The sequence below is a fragment of the uncultured Alcanivorax sp. genome (genome assembly GCF_947258575.1).
Lineage (GTDB): Bacteria > Pseudomonadota > Gammaproteobacteria > Pseudomonadales > Alcanivoracaceae > Alcanivorax.
In genome coordinates this window covers 117216-140409 of record NZ_CAMYIV010000011.1, presented here as the reverse complement: position 1 = coordinate 140409, position 23194 = coordinate 117216, and the positions used below count along the sequence as shown (strand labels likewise).

At 59.0% G+C, this 23194-nt stretch carries 26 protein-coding genes and 1 tRNA gene; 7 read left to right on the top strand and 20 right to left on the bottom strand.

Annotated elements, in window-relative coordinates; all coding sequences use genetic code 11:
- Positions 1-64: 64 nt before the first annotated feature.
- The 5 genes from Q0Y02_RS11720 to Q0Y02_RS11700 are packed head-to-tail and all read right to left on the bottom strand — an operon-like array spanning position 65 to position 5331.
- Entirely contained in the window at positions 65-832 is a 768-nt protein-coding gene (locus Q0Y02_RS11720) for a DUF1365 domain-containing protein (protein ID WP_297768447.1), read from the bottom strand.
- A complete protein-coding gene (locus Q0Y02_RS11715; RefSeq protein WP_297768443.1) occupies positions 829-2082 on the bottom strand; it encodes an FAD-dependent oxidoreductase in 1254 nt (417 codons plus the stop codon). The genes Q0Y02_RS11720 and Q0Y02_RS11715 overlap by 4 nt, the downstream gene beginning before the upstream one ends.
- Complete coding sequence (locus tag Q0Y02_RS11710) at positions 2079-3539, bottom strand: deoxyribodipyrimidine photo-lyase (RefSeq protein ID WP_297768440.1); 1461 nt, start codon at positions 3537-3539, stop codon at positions 2079-2081. Before Q0Y02_RS11710 ends, Q0Y02_RS11715 begins: the two co-directional genes overlap by 4 nt.
- Positions 3536-4381 (bottom strand): MerR family transcriptional regulator, encoded by an 846-nt coding sequence (locus Q0Y02_RS11705; protein ID WP_297768437.1) that lies wholly within the window; start codon positions 4379-4381, stop codon positions 3536-3538. Before Q0Y02_RS11705 ends, Q0Y02_RS11710 begins: the two co-directional genes overlap by 4 nt.
- Entirely contained in the window at positions 4378-5331 is a 954-nt protein-coding gene (locus tag Q0Y02_RS11700; RefSeq protein WP_297768435.1) for a DUF523 and DUF1722 domain-containing protein, read from the bottom strand. The genes Q0Y02_RS11705 and Q0Y02_RS11700 overlap by 4 nt, the downstream gene beginning before the upstream one ends.
- A gap of 171 nt (positions 5332-5502) precedes the next feature.
- Here Q0Y02_RS11700 and Q0Y02_RS11695 point away from each other — a divergent pair, with 171 nt between their 5' ends.
- Positions 5503-5895 carry a DUF2493 domain-containing protein gene (locus Q0Y02_RS11695; protein ID WP_297768432.1) on the top strand — a complete coding sequence of 131 codons (393 nt, stop codon included), beginning with the start codon at positions 5503-5505 and terminating at the stop codon, positions 5893-5895.
- A 222-nt stretch (positions 5896-6117) separates the two neighbouring features.
- On the opposite strand, the gene Q0Y02_RS11690 is transcribed toward Q0Y02_RS11695, so the two are convergent.
- From Q0Y02_RS11690 to aspS, 15 genes are all read right to left on the bottom strand, one after another.
- A tRNA-Lys gene (locus Q0Y02_RS11690) sits at positions 6118-6193 on the bottom strand.
- 72 nt (positions 6194-6265) lie between these two features.
- Positions 6266-6934, bottom strand: coding sequence for a 7-cyano-7-deazaguanine synthase QueC (gene queC / locus Q0Y02_RS11685; RefSeq protein ID WP_297768428.1), 669 nt, complete (start codon positions 6932-6934; stop codon positions 6266-6268).
- Positions 6935-6958: 24 nt separating this feature from the next.
- Positions 6959-7600 carry a 7-carboxy-7-deazaguanine synthase QueE gene (queE, locus tag Q0Y02_RS11680; RefSeq protein ID WP_297768425.1) on the bottom strand — a complete coding sequence of 214 codons (642 nt, stop codon included), beginning with the start codon at positions 7598-7600 and terminating at the stop codon, positions 6959-6961.
- Between the two features lie 93 nt (positions 7601-7693).
- Positions 7694-8455 (bottom strand): tol-pal system protein YbgF, encoded by a 762-nt coding sequence (gene ybgF, locus Q0Y02_RS11675; RefSeq protein WP_297768421.1) that lies wholly within the window; start codon positions 8453-8455, stop codon positions 7694-7696.
- A gap of 3 nt (positions 8456-8458) precedes the next feature.
- Positions 8459-9031, bottom strand: a complete 573-nt coding sequence (pal, locus tag Q0Y02_RS11670) for a peptidoglycan-associated lipoprotein Pal (protein ID WP_035248831.1) — start codon at positions 9029-9031, stop codon at positions 8459-8461.
- A gap of 45 nt (positions 9032-9076) precedes the next feature.
- Positions 9077-10381: a Tol-Pal system beta propeller repeat protein TolB gene (gene tolB / locus Q0Y02_RS11665; protein ID WP_297768418.1), complete on the bottom strand. Its 1305-nt coding sequence runs from the start codon at positions 10379-10381 to the stop codon at positions 9077-9079.
- Positions 10378-11157 carry a cell envelope integrity protein TolA gene (locus Q0Y02_RS11660; protein ID WP_297768415.1) on the bottom strand — a complete coding sequence of 260 codons (780 nt, stop codon included), beginning with the start codon at positions 11155-11157 and terminating at the stop codon, positions 10378-10380. Before Q0Y02_RS11660 ends, tolB begins: the two co-directional genes overlap by 4 nt.
- Entirely contained in the window at positions 11150-11587 is a 438-nt protein-coding gene (gene tolR / locus Q0Y02_RS11655) for a protein TolR (protein ID WP_290509022.1), read from the bottom strand. Before tolR ends, Q0Y02_RS11660 begins: the two co-directional genes overlap by 8 nt.
- A 3-nt stretch (positions 11588-11590) precedes the next feature.
- Complete coding sequence (gene tolQ, locus Q0Y02_RS11650) at positions 11591-12277, bottom strand: protein TolQ (protein ID WP_297768409.1); 687 nt, start codon at positions 12275-12277, stop codon at positions 11591-11593.
- A complete protein-coding gene (gene ybgC / locus Q0Y02_RS11645; protein WP_297768405.1) occupies positions 12270-12713 on the bottom strand; it encodes a tol-pal system-associated acyl-CoA thioesterase in 444 nt (147 codons plus the stop codon). The genes tolQ and ybgC overlap by 8 nt, the downstream gene beginning before the upstream one ends.
- A complete protein-coding gene (ruvB, locus tag Q0Y02_RS11640) occupies positions 12706-13734 on the bottom strand; it encodes a Holliday junction branch migration DNA helicase RuvB (RefSeq protein WP_297768402.1) in 1029 nt (342 codons plus the stop codon). Before ruvB ends, ybgC begins: the two co-directional genes overlap by 8 nt.
- A 141-nt stretch (positions 13735-13875) precedes the next feature.
- A complete protein-coding gene (gene ruvA, locus Q0Y02_RS11635) occupies positions 13876-14475 on the bottom strand; it encodes a Holliday junction branch migration protein RuvA (RefSeq protein WP_297768399.1) in 600 nt (199 codons plus the stop codon).
- A gap of 22 nt (positions 14476-14497) precedes the next feature.
- Complete coding sequence (gene ruvC, locus Q0Y02_RS11630) at positions 14498-15016, bottom strand: crossover junction endodeoxyribonuclease RuvC (protein WP_035249006.1); 519 nt, start codon at positions 15014-15016, stop codon at positions 14498-14500.
- Positions 15017-15219: 203 nt separating this feature from the next.
- The gene (locus Q0Y02_RS11625; protein ID WP_297768396.1) at positions 15220-15963 is read right to left on the bottom strand and encodes a YebC/PmpR family DNA-binding transcriptional regulator; all 744 of its coding nucleotides are present in this window, start codon (positions 15961-15963) and stop codon (positions 15220-15222) included.
- 66 nt (positions 15964-16029) lie between these two features.
- A complete protein-coding gene (gene aspS / locus Q0Y02_RS11620; RefSeq protein ID WP_297768391.1) occupies positions 16030-17793 on the bottom strand; it encodes an aspartate--tRNA ligase in 1764 nt (587 codons plus the stop codon).
- A 368-nt stretch (positions 17794-18161) separates the two neighbouring features.
- Between aspS and Q0Y02_RS11615 the strand changes: the two genes are divergently transcribed.
- The 6 genes from Q0Y02_RS11615 (at position 18162) to Q0Y02_RS11590 (ending at position 23187) form a co-directional block, all read left to right on the top strand.
- The gene (locus Q0Y02_RS11615; RefSeq protein WP_035248851.1) at positions 18162-18536 is read left to right on the top strand and encodes an HU family DNA-binding protein; all 375 of its coding nucleotides are present in this window, start codon (positions 18162-18164) and stop codon (positions 18534-18536) included.
- A 198-nt stretch (positions 18537-18734) separates the two neighbouring features.
- Positions 18735-19040 carry a PA4642 family protein gene (locus Q0Y02_RS11610; RefSeq protein ID WP_297768385.1) on the top strand — a complete coding sequence of 102 codons (306 nt, stop codon included), beginning with the start codon at positions 18735-18737 and terminating at the stop codon, positions 19038-19040.
- Between the two features lie 307 nt (positions 19041-19347).
- Positions 19348-20571 (top strand): hypothetical protein, encoded by a 1224-nt coding sequence (locus tag Q0Y02_RS11605; RefSeq protein WP_297768382.1) that lies wholly within the window; start codon positions 19348-19350, stop codon positions 20569-20571.
- Positions 20571-21188 carry a methyltransferase domain-containing protein gene (locus Q0Y02_RS11600; RefSeq protein WP_297768379.1) on the top strand — a complete coding sequence of 206 codons (618 nt, stop codon included), beginning with the start codon at positions 20571-20573 and terminating at the stop codon, positions 21186-21188. The genes Q0Y02_RS11605 and Q0Y02_RS11600 overlap by 1 nt, the downstream gene beginning before the upstream one ends.
- A gap of 236 nt (positions 21189-21424) precedes the next feature.
- Positions 21425-22621 (top strand): ATP-binding protein, encoded by a 1197-nt coding sequence (locus Q0Y02_RS11595; RefSeq protein ID WP_297768376.1) that lies wholly within the window; start codon positions 21425-21427, stop codon positions 22619-22621.
- Positions 22618-23187, top strand: coding sequence for a response regulator (locus Q0Y02_RS11590; protein WP_297768373.1), 570 nt, complete (start codon positions 22618-22620; stop codon positions 23185-23187). Before Q0Y02_RS11595 ends, Q0Y02_RS11590 begins: the two co-directional genes overlap by 4 nt.
- Positions 23188-23194: the final 7 nt, after the last annotated feature.

Sequence of the window (23194 nt, the reverse complement as noted above, 5' to 3'; positions counted from 1 at the left end):
CCAGCTGATTGTCACACTGTGTTGTAATGAGTTTGTTGTGGCTTTTTCGCCAGACAGCATGCGGTCAATCTCCGTACCGATTGTTACTGTTATTGCCGGGGTGAGAATGAAATCTCGCCCCCTTGCGCCAGAGCCGGAATGCCTGCCAGTAAATGGCACGCATTGTCGCCACGCCCTGGGCACCGAAGCGGAAGATCACCGACCCCATGTTGCCTTTACCAGGGTTCTTAAGGTCCAGCTGCAGCCCAGCCACAAACACGACCTGATCTTCCTTTCTGTCTTCCAACATTAGGCGCAGACCGGGTAAGGCCACGTGAAGATCCCAGTGGTAATCCAGTGCCATAGGCAGAAAGGGCGACACATGAAAGGCCTTGGGGTGGCTCACCACCCAACCACCCTGTTCGTTTTTTTGCAGGTTCAGCGGATAGAAATGCCGCTCCCGCCAGGGGGTGTTCTGCACTTCCGCCAGCATACTGTCCGGCTGTTCGCTGTCCCCGGAGAAATGCAGGTAAAGCACCAGAGGATTGAACAGCGTGCCCAGGGTGCGCCACTGGCCCAGCATCACTACCCTGCCCGCCTGCCAATCCAGGCCCAGCTCCACGGCTTTTTCACGCACCTTGTCATTCAGGCTATCCGGGCGCGCATCCACAAAGTCGCTATCGCGAAACACCACCGGCCGCCAGCGCCGGCCCCAGGCCGGATGCCGGGCCAGCATGGCGTCTACTTCCGCCAGATCACACCAGACCATCCACAGGGGGTAATGAAACCCATGACGGAACGGCACCAGGCGCTGGTGCCATACCTTGCCCCTTGCTATCGCCTGGGTAATCACGGGGCAGACTCCGGGGACAATGCCCGCACCACGTTCAAGGCCGACACCACGCCGTCTTCATGGAAACCATTACGGCACCAGGCTCCGGCATACCAGGTGCGCCTTTCGCCATTGCCCGCCAGTAGCGTTTCACAGGCTGCCACTGTATCCGGTGTAAACAGTGGATGGGCAAAATGATAGCGGGCAATGATTTTTTCCGGATCAATTTTGTCCGTCGCATTCAGCGTCACGCAGAAAGTTTCCGGTGCCTGGATGCCCTGCAGAATATTCATGTCATAGGTGACCTGTACACGCTCTTGATCGTCATCGAAAAGCAGGGCATTCCAGCTTGACCAGACCCGCTGACGCCGTGGCAGCAAGCGAATATCCGTGTGCAACACCACCTCATTATCCTGATAACCGAGCCGTGACAAGCACTCTGTCTCGCGGCTATCCGGGTCGTCGAGCAGCGCCATGGCCTGATCGCTGTGGCAGGCAAGAATCAGCTGATCAAACTCTCGCTGTTCACCATTCACCGTGAGAGTGACACCCTGCTCATGGCGGCGTACCGCACTAACCGCTGAACGGGTGTGAAAACGGGCTGAACATTGCTCCACCAAGGGTTTCACATACTGATTGGAGCCCCCCGGCACCACATACCACTGGGGCCGGTTGGTGAGCGAAAGCAGGCCGTGATTCTGGAAAAAGCGGATAAAGAACTTTGCCGGGAACACTTCCATCTGTTCCAGGGAGCAGGACCAGATGGCACCACCCATGGCGAGAATATAATCCCGACAGAAACGCCCCCCGTAACCATGCCGGCGCAGGTATTCACCCAGCGGCATTTCCCCCGCCTCAGTGTCCAGCAACCCGGGCGCATTGCGATTAAAACGAAGGATGTCGCCGATAAAGCGCCAGTGGGATGGGCTCAGAAGATTGCGCTTCTGGGCAAAAATCCCGCCTAGGCCATCGCCGGAATATTCCAGTCCGTTGCGCTTATCACTGACGGCAAATCCCATCGCCGTGGGCTGGCCCTGCAAACCCAGCTCATCCAGCAGGCGCAGATAGTTGGGGTAGGTGCGGTCATTGAACACAATGAAGCCCACATCAATGGCGTAGTCACCGTGCTCCCGGCTCACCGGCACGGTACAGGTGTGGCCACCGAGGTAGTCGTTGGCCTCGAAGACGTCCACCTGATGATCTCTGGACAGATACCAGGCGGCGGTGAGACCGCTGATACCGGCACCGACGATGGCAATACGCTGACTCATGCCTGTTCCTTTCTGCTAGTGGGACTGTGATTACTGTCGTCGTACTGGGCCTTGGCGGCCTTGAAAGCCTCGGTAACCCGCTCGCGCACACCGGCATGGGGCACCACCGGCGGCGGATAGTCAGGCGCCAGTAAAGGCTGTTTCCAGGGCTCGTGGACGGTCTTGTTATCCAGCTCGCGTAATTCCGGCACCCAGCGGGCGACAAACTCGCCCTGCGCATCGAAACGCTGGCTCTGGCGGACAGGGTTGAAGACGCGGAAATACGGCACCGCGTCGGTACCGGAGGACGCACTCCACTGCCAGCCGCCATTGTTGGCGGCAAAATCTCCGTCGATCAGGTGTTGCATGAAAAAACGCTCCCCCATCCGCCAGTCCAGCCACAGATGCTTGCTGAGGAACATGGCCGTGACCATGCGCAGGCGATTATGCATCCAGCCAGTGGCCACCAATTGCCGCATGGCCGCGTCCACCAGCGGGTAGCCGGTGCGACCCTCGCACCAGGCCTGGAACAAGTCAGGGTCTCGGGACCACTGCAGCAACTCGGTTTCCGGCCGAAACGCGCCACCGCGACTGACCCGGGGGAAACGGGCCATGATCTGGCGATAGAAGTCTCGCCAGGCCAGCTCACCAATCCAGCAGGCAGCCCCGTCCCGGGCGCCCGCATCGGCCATGGCCAGAGTCGCCGCCCGGTAGCAACTGGCCGGAGACAGGGTGCCCGCAGAAAGAGCGGCGGACAGGGCACTGGTGGCCGGTTGCGACGGAAAATCCCGATGCTTGCGATAACCGGCCAGATGATGCTCGGTAAAATCATCCAGTTGTTTCAGTGCCGCCGCCTCGCCCGGTTGCCAGTGACGGGTCAGAGAATCAGGCACTGTCAGCTTTTTGAGGGCACGTTCCACCACGCCCTTGCCGACAAAGCGGCCGTTACCGGCGCGAGCTGCAGGCAATGTGGCCACCGGCTCGAAGTGGCTGTCGAGCCATACATCCCAGCGTTTTTTGAAGGCGCTGAAGACCGTGTAAGGCGTTCCCTTGCCGGTGTTCAGGGTGCGCGGAGGCACCAGCACGCTGTCATCAAAGCCGGTTATCTGCACCCCCAGCGGCTCCATGGCCTGGGCCACCGCCCGGTCACGGTTCAGTTCGTTAAGTGGGTACTCGCGGCTACAGAACAGGCGTTCAATGCCGTGCTCCCGCACAAAGTCAGCCATCAGCGCAGGCACGGCGGCAAAGTCGCCGGCGTCCAGCACATGCAGATCCACACCCCGCTCTGCCAGGGCCTCGCCCAATTCAAGCAAGCTTTGCAGCACATACCAGCGGCGTAGCGGCGCCACATCGTGGCTATCCCACTGCTGATCACAGAGAAAATAGACCGCGATAACCGGTTCATCCCGTTCCAGCGCCTGCTGCAGGGCACGGTGCGAGTGGATACGTAGGTCGTTGCGATACCAGAGCAAATTCATAAAACGCCTCTATGCCCTTCCAGGGTCAACAATTGTTCCGCCACCGCCTGACGGTCCCCGGTGAGCCTGGTCACACAGGCAGGCGGCGCTTCCGCCAGCCGGCCCCAGCAGGCCACGGGCCATGGCTGGTTCTGTTGCGGCCAGAGGCGCTGGCGCTGGCCGGCGGTAGGCCAGCGATCAATCACCCAGAGCACCCCGCAGGGCTGACGATCGGCCACAAGCGCACTCAAGGCATCCACGTCCACGTCCCGCTGCAAACACCACAGAGGTCGCTGCAGCACCATGGCCAGCTCCAGAGCCGGCAACACGTCCCCCACCGGCACCAGTAGCCAGCCAAACTCCCGCCGCTTGGGTGACAGGGACAAGGCACGAGCGGCCCACTTCTGGGTCAGAACGGCTTCCAGCAAGGCCAGATGGGCAGACAGGGACGGGCTACCGGCAAGCTGCTCACGCAGGGGATCGCTGAGTTCGCGGATCACCTGCGCATGGCTGTAGTCGGCCAGCAGCCGGTTGAGCAGTTGCTCCAGGCGCCGTCCATTCATGGTCTCCAGCGCCTGTAACGCATCCTGGCGTGCCTGGGCCCAGGGCACACCGTTATCGGCTGACAGCAGCGGCTCCTGCTCCCCTGACAGCAAGGACGCCACCTGGCTGATGGGCACGCCCTTTTCCACCCAATGAACAATGCGCCGTATCTGGTCCACTTCAGCGGATCGGTAACGGCGATGCCCCTTGGCAGTGCGCTCCGGCTTCAGCAAGCCGTAGCGACGCTCCCAGGCACGCAGGGTGACCGGGTTGACGCCACACTGCTCACTGGCCTGCTGGATGGTGAGCACGTCGCTCATACCCGATTTCTCAGCCCCAGATCATCCGGATACGGCGACAGGTAGCCCTGCTTTTCCAGATAGGGCTGCGGCACCTTGCGCATGCCGCCACGCAGCAGGGTCATGGGCACAACCAGCGGCACTTCCTCGCGCAGGTAAGCCTCAATCTGTTCGTTGATCAACGCCCTGTCGGTATCGCTGAGGCCCTCACGCAAAAAACCCGCCAGGTGTTGCAGGGTATTCACGTGTGCACCTCGCGATACCCGCTTCTTCATGGCGATCATCAAGGCGTGGATATATTCCTCGGCGATCTCCTCCAGCGGGCGGCTTTTCAGGTCGCTGAGCAGGGGCCCCAACTGACGATAGGTTTTCTGGCAGTGGGCAAGTAGCTGGAATTTGTGTCGGCTGTGGAAGTCGATCAACCGCTGGGCGGTGAGCCCCTGCTCACGGAGCTGACACCAGTCATCGTAAAGGAACACCCGCTCGATAAAGTTTTCCCGCAGGGTATCGTCGTTAAGCCTTCCCTCTTCTTCCAGGGGCATGAGCGGGTAATGAGTTTGCAGCGCTGCGGCAAACAGGCCACTGGCATCACGGTGCTGCACATTGCCGTCATCGTTGTAGACGCGGATGCGCTCCATGCCGCAACTGGGGGATTTGGCCATCAGGATATAACCGCGCAACGGCGCCAGAGAAGGCATGGTGCGGGTGATGAAATCCTCCATCAGGTCGGTATGGTCGCGACGCCCATCGGTGGTGATCAGCCGCAGCTCTCCACCTTGCTCGGCAAGGTGCATGGCCTTGCGCGGCGCACTGAGGCCCGCCCCCATTTCCGGGCACAGGGAACGAAACTCGAAATAGCGGGACAAAACGCCAGTGCAATAGCGGGAATGCTTGTGTCCCTTGTCGTGACGCACTTCCAAGCCCAGCAAACAGGCGCTGATACCGACCGGGATTTTTGCGGAGCTGTTCATGTGTCACCCCATACCTGTACAAGAAATGATGTTTGTACAAGTTTAGGCCAATGTACAGTCAACACGCCGTGAAGCTCCCGTTCGAGCCACTTTCCTGCATCGGCCAGTGAAGATGCAATCTCGGGCAGCTATGCTTATACTGCCAAACAAACTGATCATATGGACAGTGCAATGCGTATTCTTGTGTGTGGCGGGCGCGATTTTGCCGATCAGCCATTACTGGCCCGCAGTCTGGCCCGGCTACTGCGTGACAACACCTTCAGCCTGCTGATCCACGGCAATGCCAGTGGCGCGGATCGACTGGCCAGCCAGTGGGCCCATGACAGCGGTGTGGATCAGGTCAGCTACCCGGCCAACTGGGTAGCCCATGGTCGCGCCGCCGGCCCCATGCGAAATCGGCGCATGCTCCATCACGGCCGCCCCCAGGCGGTGGTGGCCTTTCCTGGCGGGCGGGGCACCGCCAATATGATTCAACTGGCTGAAGACGCCGGCTTGCCAGTCTGGCAGCCGGCACTGGACGGCGAGGATGGCATTCCCTCAGCGCAGGGGCTGATGGCACGCTGAGGATCACGGGGTTGGCAACAGCCGGAGAGGAAAGCGGCTTCACCCCAGGGGACATAGTGCTCACGGAGGAAGAACACACTCTCTGTGTGCTCGGTGAGCGCAGTGGTGAAATCAGGCTTCGCCAGGCTATGGATCAAACCTGCCGGGATCAGGGGGCAATAAGAGCGGGAAGAGCATCAGCAGAACGAAAAAGGGCCCGCCGTAGGCGAGCCCTTTTAAATTTGGTGGGTCGTGCTGGATTCGAACCAGCGACCAATTGGTTAAAAGCCAACTGCTCTACCAACTGAGCTAACGACCCGCTCCCGAAGGAGGCGCAAATAATACGGATTTATTTCCGGGAGACAAGGGGAAAACCGATTTTTTTTCCCCTTTACTGATAGTTTGTTGGATCTTTGACCAATGCCTCATCAAAGCCTTGCTTGCGAAGGCGGCAACTGTCGCATTTGCCACAGGCATTGCCATTCTCGTCAGCCTGGTAGCAAGACACCGTGAGTCCATAATCCAGCTCCAGGGCGGTGCCCTGCTGGATTATCTGCGCCTTGCTCAAGTGCATCAGTGGCGTCTCCACGCTGATCGGGGATCCCTCCACACCAGCCTTGGTGGCCAGATTGGCCATGGCCTGGAAGGCTTCAATAAAGGCGGGGCGACAGTCCGGATATCCGGAATAGTCCACCGCATTGACACCGATGTAGATCGCTTCGGCCTCCACCACTTCCGCCAACCCCAGGGCCAGGGAAAGAAAAACGGTGTTACGGGCCGGCACGTACGTCACCGGAATCCCGTCACCGCCCTCTTCCGGCACGTCAATGGAGTGATCTGTGAGCGCTGAGCCACCGATATTACCCATGCCCAGCTCAATCACCCGATGGCTGAGCGCTCCCAGGGCAGCGGAGACCCGCTCCGCCGCATCCAGCTCGGACCGGGTCCGCTGGCCGTAGTCAAAGGCGATGGTATGGCACTCATAACCCTGATCCCGGGCGATGGCCAGGCAGGTAGCCGAGTCCAGGCCACCAGACAGCAATACCACGGCTTTTTTCATTGATGGCTCTCCTTCAACCCCTAACTAGCGCCCGCGGGCGTCATTCCAGAGTAGTTTGTGCAGTTGTAGCTGGAAGCGAACCGGCAGGCGGTCTGCCACGATCCAGTCAGCCAGTTCACCTGGTGGCAGCTGCCCCTGTACCGGGGAAAACAACACGTCGCTGACACGCTGGTGCAGCTGGTGCTGGTCCAGCATGAAGCGGGCCCAGTCGTAATCCTTGCGGTCGGCCAGTACAAATTTGACCTGATGATGGGGCTGAAGCAGCGGAATATTCTCCAGCCGGTTGTTGTGTTGCTCGCCGGAGCCCGGGGCTTTCAGGTCCATGACCACGGACACCCGCGGGTCCACGTCCGCTATATCCATGGCGCCACCGGTTTCCAGGCTCACATCAAGGCCCCGGTCACACAGGGCAGTCAGCAGCGGCAAGCAATTGGGCTGAGCCAGAGGTTCGCCACCCGTAACCGTCACGTAATGAGCCTGGTAGCTGGCTACCTGCTCCACTATCGCCTCTAGCGACCATTTTTCCCCACCGGAAAAGGCGTACTCGGTATCGCACCACACGCAACGCTGCGGGCAGCCGGTCAGGCGAACGAATACCGTGGGCCGACCCACAGTTCGAGCTTCGCCTTGAAGGGAATAAAAAATTTCGGTCAGACGGAGGTCCACAACATCTCCTGAGTACCCGGGAGGGAGAAATGCGGCGGATTCTATCACTTTTGCCGGCGTCTGTGCCGCCGGCAAAAGACGGATAGAGGGGTATTACTTATTCAGCTGTTCCAGCAGCGTCTTCGCCTGGCTGGCTTCAGAGCTATCCGGATACTGTTTTATCAGCTTGTGCAGATTGACCTTGGCCTGGGACACCTGCTCGTCACGGGCCTGCATCACCGCCAGGGTATAGAGGCTGGTGGGCGCCTTGCTGTGATCCGGATAGTCATCCACTACCGACTGGAACTGGGCCTGGGCCTTGTCCGGCTTCGGGGTTTTCAGGTTGCTGTAAACCTTGCCAAGCCAGAAGTGGGCGTGGGCACGAAACTGCCCGTTGGGGAAATCGTTCAGGTAACCCTCGAAGGCTTCTGCCGCCGCATCAAAGTCTCGCTTGATCAGCTTGTCCTTGGCGGCACTGTAGGCGTCACGGTCTGCTTCGGGGTCATTGGGCGCCGCACTATCGGCGCTATCATCTGGCTGCTCGGTCTTGCCCTGTTCAGCCAGCGTATTGATTCGGGTATCCAGGTCCAGATAACGCTCACGCTCGGCGTCCTTCATGACCTGTAGTTCATGGCGCAACTCTTCAAGCTGCCCCTGTAAATCCTGGATCTGCTCTTCAAACTGTTGTTGCTGCTGCATCAGTAGCAACAACCCATCCTGACTTGCCGCTGCACCAGCACTGCTGCCACCGGAGCGGGCCTGAGCAAGACTTCTCTCTTCAACGGCCAGCGGCCCGGTGTTCTGTGCTTGCGCACAGAACACCAGGGAGCCGAGCACTACGCCTGCAAGCAGGCGCGTTCGCTTCACTGCTTTCATGCCTTACGGACGGCCGGCAGTGTAGTTGATTTCTACGCGACGGTTCTTGGCCCAGTCCATTTCGCTGTGACCAAAGGCTGCAGGCTTCTCTTCACCGTAGGAAACGATTTCCAGCTGGGAAGAAGACACGCCCTGAACTCGCAGGAACTTCTCTACCGCCTTGGAACGACGCTCGGACAGAGCCACGTTGTACTCACGGGTACCGCGCTCGTCAGCGTGACCTTCCAGACGCAGTTTGGCGTTGGAGTTGTTCTTCAGGTAGGTAGCGTGGGCACGCAGAGTTTCGAAAGCCGCCGCCGGAACGGTGTTGCTGTCGAATGCGAAGTAGATCACCCGGCTGTCGGTGGTGCCATCGTAGTTGGACGGATGGTTGTAGAAGTTGTCAGCTGTCAGCGGGATGCTGCTGGTGTCCGGCTTGGACGGAGTAGACGGCTCAACCGGAGTTACCGGAGAGGTATCAGTCTGCTGGGACATATCGTCGGTGGCAGAGCTGTCGTCTTCAGTCGGGGTGCTGGAACAGGCTGCCAGGGCAGCTGCCAACATCAGGGCAAACAGCGGGTTAAGAAATGAACGCATGCGTAAAGCTCCTATAATTTCCTAGTATTGGACTCCGAGAATGACTCAGAGGAACGGCGACCAGGCCGGTTCTCTGACTTCCCCTTCCTTCGACGGCAGCTTCACTTTGACTCTGCCATCGATGGATACGGCTTCCAGAACCCCCGTCCCCCGATCTTGCGTCCCGTAAATTACCATACTTCCATTGGGCGCAACACTGGGCGATTCATCCATGTCTGTACGGGTCACAATATTGAATGTGCCCCGCTGGAGGTCCTGCACCCCGACGTTAAAATTTCCGTTTCGTCGGTGTACATAAACAAGATAACGGCCGTCGGGTGTGACATCCGGGCGCGCATTATACGCACCCTGGAACGACACTCGCCGGACCGACTTATCATTTATGTTCAGTTTGTAGATCTGTGGCCCGCCGGAACGGCTGGAGGTGAACACCAGGTGCTCCCCATCCGGCAGCCAGCGCGGCTCCGTATCGATACCATAATGCTGGGTCAGCCGTGTTAACTTTTTGGTGGCGATATCCAGCATGTAGATTTCCGGGTTTCCGTCCCGCGACAAGGTCAGGGCCAGCTTTTGGCCGTCCGGTGACCAGTCAGGAGCCCCATTGATACCTCTGAAACTGGACACCTTTTCCCGGTTGGTGGTCGCCAGGTCATGGGTATAGACCCCCGGCATGCCATCATCCTCGAAAGAGACATAAGCAACTTTCCTGCCATCCGGCGACCAGGTCGGGCTCATGATGGGCTCTTTACTGCGCAGGATAGTCGTTACACGGTGCCCGTCAGCGTCCGCATATTGCAACTGATAAGGGTTTTTGTCATTACGATTATGCGTGACATAGAGAATCTTGGTGGAAAACGCGCCGGGGATACCGGTGAGCTGTTCATAGATCCGGTCACTGATGGCATGGGCCACATCGCGCAGCTGGGACACGGGGGGCCGATAGGTTTCCGACATCAGCTTCACCTGGCGGTTTACGTCGAACAGGGCATAGCTGACCTCGTAACCACCGGTTTCCTGGGCTTTCATGCTACCGGTGATGATGTACTCCACCCCCAGCACCCGGAAATCCCGGTAGATGACTTCGCTTTCATTACGCGGCCTGCTGAGCATATCTTCCGCCGGTAGCGGCTTGAACTGGCCACTGCGATGCAGATCTGCCTGCACAATCTGTGACACGTCCTCGGGCGCATTCTGTGCCCCCTCAAAGGGCACGACGGCGATGGGGACCGCATCAACACGCCCTTCGGTGACCCGTATCAACAATTCTGCCCGGGCCATCGCAGCGCCAAACACCAGGATGGCCGCCAGACCGATCCGCCACATTTTCTGTGCCCTACATTCCAACTTCATTGTGCAACTCCAGGATCAAATTCGATCACCAGTGAGCGAAACTGTTTATCAAACAGGGGGCCATCAGGCACCGGCAAGGGGCTTGCCAGCTTGACCGCATTCATTACCGATTCATCAAAATCCGGGTAGCCGCTGCTTTTTACCACCGACACGTTAATGACTTCACCGCCAGGAATCATCTGTATACGAACCTGCGTCTTGATGTCATCCCGGTTCCGGTAATTCCCGGGAATACGCCAGCGCTGTCCCACCTGAGCGGAAATGGCATCGGTAAAACTGGCCACTTCCACATCCGACTGATCCGCGTTGCTGGCTGCTTCCTGCGACTCCTGGGGTGATGGCTCCGTCGGCGTTGCCATCTCCAGCTCTTCCTCGGCCAGCATTTCCTCCAGACTCGGCTCCTCAATATCGGGGATAGCCGGTTTGGGATCGGGCTTGGGTTCCGGTTTCGGTTCTGGCTTAGGTGTCGGCTTTTTGGTCGGCTCCGGTTTCGGCTTGGGTTTGGGCTCAGGCTTTTTGGGTTCTGGCTTGGGCTCCGGTTTGGGCTTTGGCTTGGGTTTCGGTTTCGGTTTCGGCGCGGGCTTTTGCTCCGGCTTCGGCTTGCTTACCGGCGCCGTCTTCTGTTTCGACGTTTCCACCATGGTGGCTTTCACATGGGGAGGAATCACCGGCGCCTTGTGCAGAGACGGATCCGTGCTCCAGCTGAACACCAGCAGCCCAAACACCAGCAGGTGAATGAGGACGGTAAAAAGCAGCGCGGCGCCACGATCACTCATTGCTGCCCTGCGGTTCAGTCACCAAACCCAGCTGAGTAATGCCGGCTGCCTGCAAGGCACCCATCAACTGGACCACCTTGGCGTAGGCCACCTGGCTGTCCCCTTCCACCAGAAACAAGGTGGACGGTTTCTGCTTGTGAATACGCAACGCATGCCCCTGCACCGTTTCCAGACTGGCAGACTTACGGCTGTCGCTGCCCACATCAATGTAGTAGCTGCCGTCGGCGGTCACCGAAATGATCACCGGCTCATCCTTGTTGGTATCAATGGGCTCGCTGTTGCTGTCGGGTAGATCCACATTGATGCCCTGGGTCATCATCGGCGCCGTGGCCATGAAAATCACCAGTAGCACCAGCATCACATCGATGTAGGGCACCACGTTCATCTCGGCAACGAGCTTGCGCGGCACCCTGATCTTCACGCCGCTCATGGCTTACCCCTCGCGTCCGTGAACCTGACGGTGCAGCACCGAGGAAAACTCCTCGGCGAACATTTCGTTTTCGGTTAGCAGCGCATCGCTCTGGGCGGAGAAGCGGTTGTAGGCCATCACCGCCGGAATCGCCGCAAACAGACCGATGGCCGTGGCAATCAACGCCTCGGCAATACCCGGCGCCACTACGCTAAGGGTAGCCTGCTTGACGTTGGCCAGGGCCATAAAGGAATTCATGATGCCCCAGACAGTACCGAACAGACCCACATACGGGCTGGTAGAACCGACAGTAGCCAGAAAGGGAAGGTGCTTGGTCAGCCGGGTCTGCTCGCGCTGCAAAGCCACGCGCATGGCCCGCTGGCTGCCATCCATGACGGCTTCAGCGCCACGGGTGCTCTTGGAGAGCCGCACAAACTCCTGGAAGCCGGCGCGAAAGATAGACTCCGGGCCCGCATCCACGTCCGGGTCCTTACGGCTCTGGTTGTACAGTGAGGCCAAATCGTCGCTGGACCAGAATTTCTCTTCGAAGGTACGTCCCGCCTTGTGAGCCCGCCCCATTACCCGGAAACGGCTGACAATCATGTACCAGGACGTCAACGACGCCACTATCAACAGCACCATGACCAGCTGCACCACAATGGTGGCGTTACTGATCAGACTGACGACAGACATACTCGATGCCTCAACCATTGAGCCCTTCTCCTTCGCTGGCGGCTTTGAATTTGTTGTACAGGCCAACCGGTATCCCGGTGGGCCTGAGAGTATCAGCACTGACGCAGGCCACCTTGATCTCCGCCTGACACAGCAGCGTGTCGCCCCGGCGTACCTGCTGGTCGAAAAACAACGTCGCCTTGCCCAGCTGCTTGAGCCGGGCGGTCACCGCCAGCGCATCGTCGATGCGGGCCGGCTGACGGTATTGCACATTGGCCGAATGGACCACGAACTGAAAATTTTCATCGGCCAGTACATAGTGCTGGTAGCCCAGAGTACGCAAAAACTCCGTGCGCGCCCTTTCCATGAATTTCAGGTAATTCACGTAATAGACGATGCCACCGGCATCAGTGTCTTCGATGTAGACGCGCACCGGCAGGGTAAATTCCCCATTTCTCGGCTTTTTTTCAATCATTAAACAAATCACCGTCTTTTCGAGGGCGCTGCAAGCCGAAATGACGCCAGGCATGGTTGGTGGTGGCCCGTCCCCTCGGGGTACGTTGAATAAAGCCCTGCTGGATCAGATAGGGCTCCACCACCTCTTCCAGGGTGCCGGCATCTTCATTGAGGGCAGCCGCCAGGGACTCCAGGCCCACCGGACCACCATCAAATTTGTGCATGATCATGTCGAGCAGACGCCGGTCGGTGCCGTCCAGGCCACAACTATCCACCTCCAGCATGTCCAGCGCCCGCTGGGCCATGGCTTCGGTGATACGCCCATCGCCTTTTACTTCCGCGTAATCACGGACCCGGCGCAACAACCGGTTGGCGATACGGGGTGTGCCGCGGGCGCGGCGTGCCACTTCCAGGGCGCCGGCATCATCAATGGGAATGGAGAGAATGTCGCAGGCACGAATCACAATCCCGGAGAGATCCTCCACCGAATAGAATTCCAGCCGCTGAACAATGCCGAAGCGGTCACGCAAGGGCGCGGTAAGCAGGCCCGCCCGAGTGGTAGCACCCACCAGGGTGAAGGGTGGCAAATCCAGCTTGATGGAGCGGGCCGCCGGCCCCTCGCCGATCATGATATCGAGCTGGTAGTCCTCCATGGCCGGGTAGAGGATTTCCTCCACCACCGGTGACAGGCGGTGGATTTCATCCACGAACAGTACATCACCCTCTTCCAGGTTGGTCAGGATGGCGGCCAGATCCCCGGCCTTTTCCAGCACGGGGCCGGAAGTGGACTTGAGTTCGCAGCCCATTTCCCGGGCAATAATGTGCGCCAGGGTAGTCTTGCCCAAACCGGGGGGGCCAAAAATCAGGGTATGGTCCAGGGCTTCATGACGGCCACGGGCGGCATCAATGAAGATTTCCATGCGCTCGCGGACTTTTGGCTGGCCTTTGTAATCAGCCAGACTGGCCGGGCGGATAGCCCGGTCCTGCTGCTCTTCACCGGTGCCGACAGCGGCAGCTGAAATCAGACGGTCGTTTTCCATGCTTGCAGTAGAGAAACCCAGCGTTATGAGAATGATTTTGAGCTAGCGTAGACGGATTGTTCCCGGCAGTCACCCGGTGGATGCGAACAGTTGAAAGTTGAAAGTTCAAAGGTTAAAGCTGAAAGGCGGGACAGCACCCGATCAGCGCGCCAGGCTTTTCAGCGCCTGCCGGATCAGTTGCTCACTGCTGGCACCTTCTTGCGCCACCTTGCCAACGGCAGCAGCGGCATCCTTGTTGCGATACCCCAGCGCTTCCAGGGCGGCAATGGCGTCGGAGCGGGCATCGTCGGGCTGAGCCAGCGACACCTGGCCCGGCAGGGAGGTGGGACCACCATCAATCTTGTCGAGGCGGTCGCGCATTTCGATAACCAGTCGTTCGGCGGTTTTCTTGCCGATACCCGGCACCTTCACCAGTGAGGTGGTGTCCTGATCATGAATGCACTGTGCCAGCCGGTCTGCCTCGATGCCGGAGAGAATGGCCAGGGCCATTTTCGGCCCCACGCCATTAACCTTGATCAGCGCCCGAAACAGTTCCCGCTCATAGCGATCGGCAAAGCCATACAGTAACTGGGCATCTTCGCGCACCACGAAATGGGTATGCAGGGTCAAAGACTCACCGGTGTCCGGCAGATCGTAGAAGACCGTCATGGGGGCTTCCACTTCGTAGCCCACCCCGTTCACATCCAGCAGCAGCACTGGCGGGCGTTTCTCGAGCAGGGTTCCGCGCAATTGTCCTATCATGGCTGTGTCATCACCGTACTTTTCACCGTATTCGTCCGTTTCTTACCGCGGTGGCGCCGCCCATACGCGCCAACGACACGCGCATGTGGGCATGACACAGGGCGATGGCCAACGCGTCAGCCGCATCTTCCTGAGGGCGTTTTTCCAGACCCAGCAGGTATTTGACCATTTCCGCCACCTGCCCTTTTTCCGCGCCACCGCGCCCTACCACTGCCTGCTTCACCTGACGGGCAGAATATTCAAACACCGGCAGCGAGGCCTGCATCACCGCCGCAATGGCCGCCCCCCGGGCCTGCCCCAGTTTCAGGGCAGAATCCGCATTGCGAGCCATGAACACCTTTTCAATACTCACTTCCGCCGGGCCGTATTCCATCACCACCTGATGAATGCCGGTAAAGATCTCGCCCAGGCGCGGGGGAATCTCCTTGTGGGTCGTGGCAATGGTGCCAAAGGCCACCGCCCGACTGCGGTTCCCCACCTGCTCCACCAGCCCGTAGCCGGTACGCCGGGAGCCGGGGTCGATCCCCAGTAGTAATGCCATAAGCCGCTGACCCGAAAATAAAAAGCTGGCCCAGTTGTACCTGACAGCTGTCCATATGTCCAGTTGAAGCAGCTTCTAGCTTCTAGCTTCTAGCTTCTAGCTTCTAACAGGATTGTGGCCCGGACCGAAAGATACACAAGCCAGATAACAAAAAACCCCGACTCTGCGGGGTTTTTGTTTTTCTGGTAGCTAGCAGCTCGTAGCTACCCCTCTTCTTCCGCCGGCCAGCTGGCGTTGGTATAGACGTTCTGCACGTCGTCCAGATCTTCCAGCATGTCGATCATCTTATGAACGGTTTCGGCGGTATCCGTATCCATCTCCGCTTCCGTGGAAGGGTGCATGGTCACTTCCGCATCAGCAAACTCCAGACCGGCTTCACGCAGGGCATCGATCACATCACCGAACTGCTTGTCCGGGGTGGTGATCACCAGGAAGCTGCCGTCGTCGTTTTCTTCAACGTCCTCGGCACCGGCTTCCAGGGCCACTTCCATCAGCTTGTCTTCGTCCACGCCACCGGGCTCGAAGAAGATCTCGCCGCGCTTGGTGAACAGGAAGGCCACGGAGCCACTGGTACCCAGGTTACCGGCAAACTTGGAGAACGCATGACGCACCTCGGCCACGGTGCGGTTCACGTTGTCGGTCATGGTTTCCACCAGTACCGCCACGCCACCCTTGCCGTAGCCTTCGTAGGTGATCTCTTCCATGTTGCCATCGTCATCACCGCCAGCACCACGCTTGATGGCCCGGTCGATGGTGTCGCGGGTCATGTTCTGACCCAGCGCCTTGTCCACCGCTGCCCGCAGTCGCGGGTTGTCGGCCGGCTCGCCGCCGCCCATTCTGGCCGCCACGGTGATTTCGCGAATCAGTTTGGTAAAGATCTTACCGCGCTTGGCATCCTGGGCCGCCTTGCGATGTTTGATATTGGCCCATTTACTGTGTCCTGCCATGGTGTCTCCCGTAATTGCTACGAACAGACCGGCGCGAGATAAGTCGCGCCGCCGGTTGTTATCGAATCAGTTATCGTCCTTGCGAACCTGTACACCAACTTCACGCAGCTGCTTGTTGTCCACCGGCGAAGGCGCGTTGGTCATGGTGCAGGCTGCAGTCTGTGTCTTCGGGAAGGCAATCACATCACGGATCGACTCGCTGCCGGTCATCAGCATGACCATGCGATCCAGACCGAAGGCCAGGCCACCATGTGGCGGCGCGCCGTATTTCAGGCCGTCGAGCAGGAAGCCGAATTTTTCATCAGCCTCTTCATCGGAAATACCCAGCGCCTCAAACACTGTGCGCTGCATCGCCGGGTTGTGGATACGGATGGAACCACCACCCAGCTCGGTGCCGTTGAGCACCATGTCATAGGCACGAGACAGCGCCCCTTCCGGGTTGCTTTTCAGTTCTTCCGGGCTGCAGCTGGGCATGGTGAAGGGGTGATGCAACGCGTAGTACTGGCCGTCATCCTCTTCGAACATGGGGAAATCCACCACCCACAACGGCGACCAGTCACCCTGCACCAGGTTCAGGTCGTGGCCGACCTTGACGCGCAGCGCCCCCAGGGCTTCGTTGACAATCTTGGCCTTGTCGGCACCAAAGAAGATCAGGTCGCCGGTCTCGGCTCCGGTGCGCTCAAGGATCCCCTGAATCGCCTCTTCGGTGAGGAATTTGAGGATCGGCGACTGCAGGCCTTCTGCACCCGCAGCCAGGTCGTTGACCTTGATATAGGCCAGACCCTTGGCACCGTAGATGCTGACGAACTTGGTATAGCCGTCGATATCCTTGCGCGACAGGCTGCACCCACCCGGTACTTTCATGGCCGCCACCCGGCCTTTCGGATCGTTGGCCGGGCCGGAGAACACCTTGAAGTCCACACCGGCCAGCAGGTCGGCGATGTCGATCAGTTCCAGCGGGATGCGCAGATCCGGCTTGTCGGAACCAAAGCGCTGCATGGCTTCGGAAAACGGCATACGCGGGAAGTCCGGCAGCTCCACATCAAGCAGCTCCTTGAACACCGAGCGGACCATGCGTTCGGTGATGCCCATGATGTCTTCTTCCTCCACAAAGGAGGCTTCCAGATCGATCTGGGTGAATTCCGGCTGACGATCCGCGCGCAGGTCCTCATCGCGGAAGCACTTGGCGATCTGGTAGTAACGGTCGAACCCGGCCACCATCAGCAGCTGCTTGAACAGCTGTGGAGACTGCGGCAACGCGAAGAAGCTACCGGGATGGGTACGGCTGGGCACCAGGTAGTCGCGCGCGCCCTCGGGGGTAGCACGAGTCAGGATCGGCGTTTCCACATCCATGAAGCCTTCGCCTTCCAGGAAGGCGCGGACCACATGGGTAAGACGCGAGCGGAACTGGAAGTTGCGCAGCACTTCAGGCCGGCGCAGGTCCATGTAGCGGTACTTGAGGCGCACCTCTTCACCGGCGGCGGAATGGGCATCGAGCTCGAACGGCGGCGTTTCTGCCTCGTTGAGAATGGTCAGTTCCTTGCCCAGCACTTCGATATCGCCAGTGGACATCTTGCTGTTACGCACCGCTTCGTCACGCATACGCACCCGGCCGCTCAGGCGGACCACGTACTCACTGCGAACCTTGTCGGCCAGCGCAAAGGCTTCCACGGTGTCCGGATCGAACACCACCTGCACCAGACCATTACGGTCTCGCAGGTCGAGGAAAATCACCCCACCGTGGTCACGGCGGCGACTGACCCAACCGCAAAGCTCAACTGTTTCTCCATCGTGGGAGGCTCGCAAATCACCGCAATAATGGCTTCGCATGCTTAACTTCCGCTTGTATTTCTGAGGGCGCCACCCGGAGCCGACCGCATCTGTCGGCAGTGCCAGTCCCCGGGTCGCTGAAAAAGGCGCCACAGTATAGCGATTCCACCGCCTGCGAGCCATGCCGGGGGGCGATTCCCTGCCAAACAGGCCACATCCGCCTCTTTTTTGTTGAAAGTCCGTAAAAAATAGTGGTTTGACGGCTTGTGCAGTGAAAATTCATGGCATATAACAGATGCGAACCAATTCAGTGGCCCTCTGAGTTTGCGCAGTCCAGGGGCGTACCTGACAGGGAAGCAAGACCGGTTCCCCGCCTTTCGGCGGAGACATACATTCTCAGGAAGACACCAAAAAGGGGTAAGTAATCCATGGCTGCAAAGAAAAAGACAGCTGCCAAAGCCACCAGCGCTACTGCGGCTCGCAAGGTTAAAACCATCACCGAACCGATGAACAAAACCCAGATCGTCAACCAGATCAGCGATACCACCGGCCTGACCAAGAAAGACGTCAACGCCGTATTCGATGAGCTGGCAGATATCATGGAAGGTCATCTGAAGAAACGCGGTGCTGGCCAGTTCACCCTGCCGGGCCTGATGAAAATCGTGACCCAGAAGAAACCCGCCACCAAGGCACGCAAGGGCATCAACCCGTTCACTGGTGAAGAAACCACTTTCGCCGCCAAGCCGGCCCGCACCATGGTAAAAGTGCGTCCGCTGAAAAAGCTCAAGGACATGGCATCCTGATGCCGCTTGCCACCGCCGGGCTCCGGCCCGGCGGTTGACCTTCTCTCTCCTCCACTGGCCCCTGGCCACCCCAGCCTCTATAATCCGCGCCCATCGACATATCGCTGACTGACCCTGGTTGTTCTCTGGCCAACCGCAGCCATCCTAGGCGCCAGCATCAGCCCCGTTCTTCTGTACCGGAATTCAAGGAGCGCGCCCATGGCAGAGCGTAAAGACAAGAAGAAGGTAATCGGCGAGCCGATGACCGACGAACAGATCAAGGTTTTCCTGGATTTCTCCAGCGAGGAGGGTGTGGACGCCGACTTCCACGTCCTTGAGAAGGCCTACCGTGCCTTGCGGTCCGAAGATTTCGGTCGTTTCATCGGGTTCTTCCAGGCACAGGGCCGGGATATCAATGCCCGCGACCCCCAGGGCCGCACGCTGCTGACCCATATCGACGGCCACCCGAAGTGCAGTGACTATGCTCAGTTACTGCGTGATGCCGGTGGCACACGCCAGGATTAAGACCCTCTCCCCCGCCGCCTGACCTTCTGTCGGGCGGCAACCAGCCAGATACATTTCCCAAGAAAAATACATACCCTCAGGAACTTGTTCACCGCCCAAGCCCATGGCATTGTTAAGCCATTACAAGGGCTATCGGGGCCCGGCGACCATGTCGCCTCTAATAACAGGGTATTGAGAGAGCCGGAAACGGCTTTCCTGTCCGTTTTTGTGGCAACTGCCTCCAGCAGGCATACGCAGCAAAGGCGATCACAGGTTGTATTCCATACCCTGATAAAACACACAACAACAACAAGAGCTGTAAACCATCATGACAGCATACCCTCAACGATTCTGGCATTCCCTGTGTCTGGTCGCGCTTTGCACATTGAGCTTGCAACTCCATGCGGCACGCGATGATGACTATGACGATGAAATGGATGAAGTGACCGCGGAAGAACTGCAAATGCAGGAGATTCCGGTGGATGAACGCATCTTCCAGGAAAAGTGGAACGAGGTTCCCTACAAGAAGAGCTACTTCACCTACACCGACGCGCAGATCCGCGAGAAATGGGATTACCTGATGCGTGGACTCAAGGTGCCCTACCCCTCCGCAGACTACATGCGTACCCAGTTCAAGAAATATCCGTTCATGTCGGAAGACATCCAGAACTGGGACGGCAAGGACTATGATGGCCTGGAGCGCCGTTATCTGGCGGTGTGGAGAATGTTCTTTGCCGGTGATTTCCAGCAAGCCCGGGAAGAAGGGTTGAAACTGGGCGCGATTGGCAAGATTCCTTCCCTGTTCTCCCAGCTGATGTATGCGATCTACCTGGCGGACCGTCAAAGCACCAAATACATGATGCTGCAGGACGTGGCCAACCAGGCACAGGAATACTTCGAAGTCATGAAAGAGGCCGAGGATGACCCGGAAGTGGCCCCGATCGTGGCCACCGTGAAACTGGGTTACGCCTACGCCATCGCCCGCATCGCCGAAGAATCCCCGGTGCCCATCGTGGTGGCTCGCCGCTATATCGGCAAGATCAAGAACAGCGCCGAAGAAGTTGTGGAAGTGATGCCGGAACAACCTCTGGCGCACGCTTTCCGCGCTGGCGTCGATGCCGGCATCATGCGTCGGGTGGGCAAATTCACCGGCCGCATGACCTACGGTGCCCGCACCACCACGGTGGAAGATTCCTTCGCCGAAGCACTGGAAATGGCCGGCGACATTCCGATTGTTAACTATGAGTACGCCAATGCGTTGATTTACATGAACCGCAAGCGCGACCTCAACGAGGCAATCAGCTACCTGGAAAAGGCCATGAAGATCCGTCCCGAGTTCTCCATGGACGCCCTGGACGTGATGTATTCCTACAAGCGCCTGCAGGAAGTACGGCTTTATGCCCTGAACTTCCGCAGCTTCCGCAAGTTTGAAAAGCTGCGTCGCAAGTTCAGCAAGCAGACAGACCGCAACCTGACCAGCATCATCAGCGAACCGCTGAGCATGGACATGCTGAATAACCCGGAAAAATATGTCCTCCCTGAGCGTGGCTAATGTCACTCTATGAAGACAGGCTGTTCCCGGTATTACTGGATTGGGCAACCCGTCCGGTTTACCGGGACCGTGCCCGGATAGTCGGCCAGGCGCACGGACGCGTTCTGGAGTTAGGCGTGGGTACCGGCAGCAATTTTGCCTTTTATGGTGATTCCGCCACCGAAATCCACGGTATCGAACCGGTCGAGGCGATGCTGGACATGGCCCGGGAAGCCGCCGACCAGTGCCCTCACCCGGGCCGTTTTATCCTGCGCACCGGTGATGCCCAGCAACTCCCCTACCCTGACCACCATTTTGATACGGTGGTTGCCTGCCTGGTTTTCTGCACCATTCCAGATCCCCGACAAGCCGCAGCGGAGGCCTTTCGGGTACTCAAGCCCGGCGGCACCCTGTTGGCGCTCGAGCACGTGCTAAGCGACCGTCGCTGGGTACAGCGGCTGCAAAAAGGCATGAACCCGGCCTGGAAACATCTGGCCTGCGGCTGCCAGCTCACCCGTGACACCGCCAGCATCTTCCGCGAAGCCGGCTTCCGCCTACACAAGGCCAGCCACCGCCGTCACCCGAAACTACCCGCCTTTGCCGGGGAGTTGCTTGATGGGGCACTACTGCGTCCCTGAAGAGCAGCTGCAAGCTGCAACACGGACTGGTCTATAGCCAACCGATAGGCCACTGTCTCAGCGTTTAACCCATGACAAAAACAAGATATACAAAAATACGGGCCGGCGCGGCGTCGGCGCTCTTCGGCTAGCACATCCCTGATTCGCGTTGTAGCTAGCAGCTTGAAGCTTGTAGCTCCCTAACCGGGACAATCTGCCACACCCCCTCGCACGACTTTGCCTTTACAATACCCCCCATGGATACCCGCCCCCCCTTACTGAACTGGCGCCTGCGGCTAATCTGGCTACGCAGCCTGCTGGTGCTGATCATTACCCTTGCCCTGATGGTGCTGCAAAGCCAGGGGCATAGTGGCTATCGTCTCAATGAACTGGGCTGGCTGGCGGCGCTCTTATTGCCCAGCCTGATCACGCTGTTGTCTCACCGCGTAACCCATCAGCGCCACACACCGCTACTGACGCTGGAACTGGCCCTGGACACGATCCTGTTCACTGGCCTGATCCAGGGCTTCGGCGGTGCCGGCAACCCGTTGTCGTTCTATTTGCTGGTGCCTGCCTTGCTGGCTTCCCTGACCCTTCCACTGAAAAACGGCATGCTGGTGGCGGCACTGGCGCTGGGCGGTTACATGGTCTCCATGAGCTGGTATCAGATGCCAGCCATGGATAGCCCCCTCCATGCGCTAAGCCACCAGCTCAGCGGCCTGCATGGCATGGGCATGGCTGCTGTTTTCATTGCCCTGCTGGTCATGCTCACCCTGCTGGGCCAGGTGATTCAGCGCCTGATGCGCCAACAGCAACGCCAGCAGGAACAGGCCATTGATCTGGCCGGTCGCCGCGAGCATATGTACCAGATTGCCGCCACCCTGGCCGATCAGGCCCATGAACTGAATACGCCACTGGGTACCCTGGTGATGCTGGCCGATAACCTGCTGCATGCGCCACAACTACCAGGCGCCCTCCGCGATGAAGTCTCCCAGATGGAGCAACTGGCCCGTAACGTGGCCCAGCGCCTGAAACAGGGCAATGAACCTCTGCTGCCGGAATACCTGCCCATCAGTGCATTGATGGAAAAGCTACAACAGCACCTTCGTCATCTGGCGCCCACCCTCTCGGTCAGCCAACAGCTGGACAGCGACCCCTGTGTCGCCGACACGGAAGGCTGGTTTCGGGTGCTGTGTAATCTCGGTTATAACGCCATGGACGCTGGCGCCACCCGGCTGGCCATTACCCTGCAGGATCAGGGACAGCATTACCGATTACAGGTCAGCGACGACGGTCCCGGCCATGCCGCATCGGAACGGGAAGGCATGGGGATCGGCCTGACCCTGGTCAGCACCACGCTGCAACAAATGGGCGCCAATCTGGAGATGGAATTCGGGCCGCGCTGGACCCAGGCCCGCATGGACTGGCCAAAGCTACCGGAACCAATGACATGAGCGAGCGCCAACTGCTGCTGGTGGAGGACGACGAGCCACTGGCCAAACAGACCGCCCGCGCCCTGGAGCTGCGCGGCAACCGGGTTGCCGTCGCCCATAATGCAGAACAGGCGTTGGCAGCGCTGAGCGGCCTGGACCATCTTGATGGCGCCATCCTTGACCAGAACCTGGGCAACGACAACGGCCTGGACCTGATCGAACCTGTTCTTGCGCATTTTCCGGATTGCCGGGTCATCCTGCTAACCGGCTATGGCAGTATTACTGCGGCAGTAGCCGCCACCCACCGTGGTGCCCGTAATTATCTCACCAAACCCGCCAGCCCCGCTGACATCTTGCTGGCACTGGATGCGGATCCGACCAATCCGACCTTACCTCTACCCGCTACGCCACCATCCTTGCAACGGCTGGAATGGGAGCATATCCAACGCACACTGGATGCCCATGATGGCAACATCTCCCGTGCCGCCGACGCGCTGGGTATTCATCGCCGCACCTTGCAACGACGACTGAAAAAACGCCCCACTGCCAGTGACTACCAGCGCGACAAGCACTTTCGCGAAGACTGACTGTCGC

Bases quoted from the DNA above. Each gene is read 5' to 3' on its own strand.
- Q0Y02_RS11715 (WP_297768443.1), bottom strand. From the start codon at position 2,082: ATGAGTCAGCGTATTGCCATCGTCGGTGCCGGTATCAGCGGTCTCACC.
- Q0Y02_RS11710 (WP_297768440.1), bottom strand. From the start codon at position 3,539: ATGAATTTGCTCTGGTATCGCAACGACCTACGTATCCACTCGCACCGT.
- Q0Y02_RS11705 (WP_297768437.1), bottom strand. From the start codon at position 4,381: ATGAGCGACGTGCTCACCATCCAGCAGGCCAGTGAGCAGTGTGGCGTC.
- Q0Y02_RS11700 (WP_297768435.1), bottom strand. From the start codon at position 5,331: ATGAACAGCTCCGCAAAAATCCCGGTCGGTATCAGCGCCTGTTTGCTG.
- Q0Y02_RS11695 (WP_297768432.1), top strand. From the start codon at position 5,503: ATGCGTATTCTTGTGTGTGGCGGGCGCGATTTTGCCGATCAGCCATTA.
- queC (WP_297768428.1), bottom strand. From the start codon at position 6,934: ATGAAAAAAGCCGTGGTATTGCTGTCTGGTGGCCTGGACTCGGCTACC.
- ybgF (WP_297768421.1), bottom strand. From the start codon at position 8,455: ATGAAAGCAGTGAAGCGAACGCGCCTGCTTGCAGGCGTAGTGCTCGGC.
- pal (WP_035248831.1), bottom strand. From the start codon at position 9,031: ATGCGTTCATTTCTTAACCCGCTGTTTGCCCTGATGTTGGCAGCTGCC.
- tolB (WP_297768418.1), bottom strand. From the start codon at position 10,381: ATGAAGTTGGAATGTAGGGCACAGAAAATGTGGCGGATCGGTCTGGCG.
- Q0Y02_RS11660 (WP_297768415.1), bottom strand. From the start codon at position 11,157: ATGAGTGATCGTGGCGCCGCGCTGCTTTTTACCGTCCTCATTCACCTG.
- tolR (WP_290509022.1), bottom strand. From the start codon at position 11,587: ATGAGCGGCGTGAAGATCAGGGTGCCGCGCAAGCTCGTTGCCGAGATG.
- tolQ (WP_297768409.1), bottom strand. From the start codon at position 12,277: ATGGTTGAGGCATCGAGTATGTCTGTCGTCAGTCTGATCAGTAACGCC.
- ybgC (WP_297768405.1), bottom strand. From the start codon at position 12,713: ATGATTGAAAAAAAGCCGAGAAATGGGGAATTTACCCTGCCGGTGCGC.
- ruvB (WP_297768402.1), bottom strand. From the start codon at position 13,734: ATGGAAAACGACCGTCTGATTTCAGCTGCCGCTGTCGGCACCGGTGAA.
- ruvA (WP_297768399.1), bottom strand. From the start codon at position 14,475: ATGATAGGACAATTGCGCGGAACCCTGCTCGAGAAACGCCCGCCAGTG.
- ruvC (WP_035249006.1), bottom strand. From the start codon at position 15,016: ATGGCATTACTACTGGGGATCGACCCCGGCTCCCGGCGTACCGGCTAC.
- Q0Y02_RS11625 (WP_297768396.1), bottom strand. From the start codon at position 15,963: ATGGCAGGACACAGTAAATGGGCCAATATCAAACATCGCAAGGCGGCC.
- aspS (WP_297768391.1), bottom strand. From the start codon at position 17,793: ATGCGAAGCCATTATTGCGGTGATTTGCGAGCCTCCCACGATGGAGAA.
- Q0Y02_RS11615 (WP_035248851.1), top strand. From the start codon at position 18,162: ATGGCTGCAAAGAAAAAGACAGCTGCCAAAGCCACCAGCGCTACTGCG.
- Q0Y02_RS11610 (WP_297768385.1), top strand. From the start codon at position 18,735: ATGGCAGAGCGTAAAGACAAGAAGAAGGTAATCGGCGAGCCGATGACC.
- Q0Y02_RS11605 (WP_297768382.1), top strand. From the start codon at position 19,348: ATGACAGCATACCCTCAACGATTCTGGCATTCCCTGTGTCTGGTCGCG.
- Q0Y02_RS11600 (WP_297768379.1), top strand. From the start codon at position 20,571: ATGTCACTCTATGAAGACAGGCTGTTCCCGGTATTACTGGATTGGGCA.
- Q0Y02_RS11595 (WP_297768376.1), top strand. From the start codon at position 21,425: ATGGATACCCGCCCCCCCTTACTGAACTGGCGCCTGCGGCTAATCTGG.
- Q0Y02_RS11590 (WP_297768373.1), top strand. From the start codon at position 22,618: ATGAGCGAGCGCCAACTGCTGCTGGTGGAGGACGACGAGCCACTGGCC.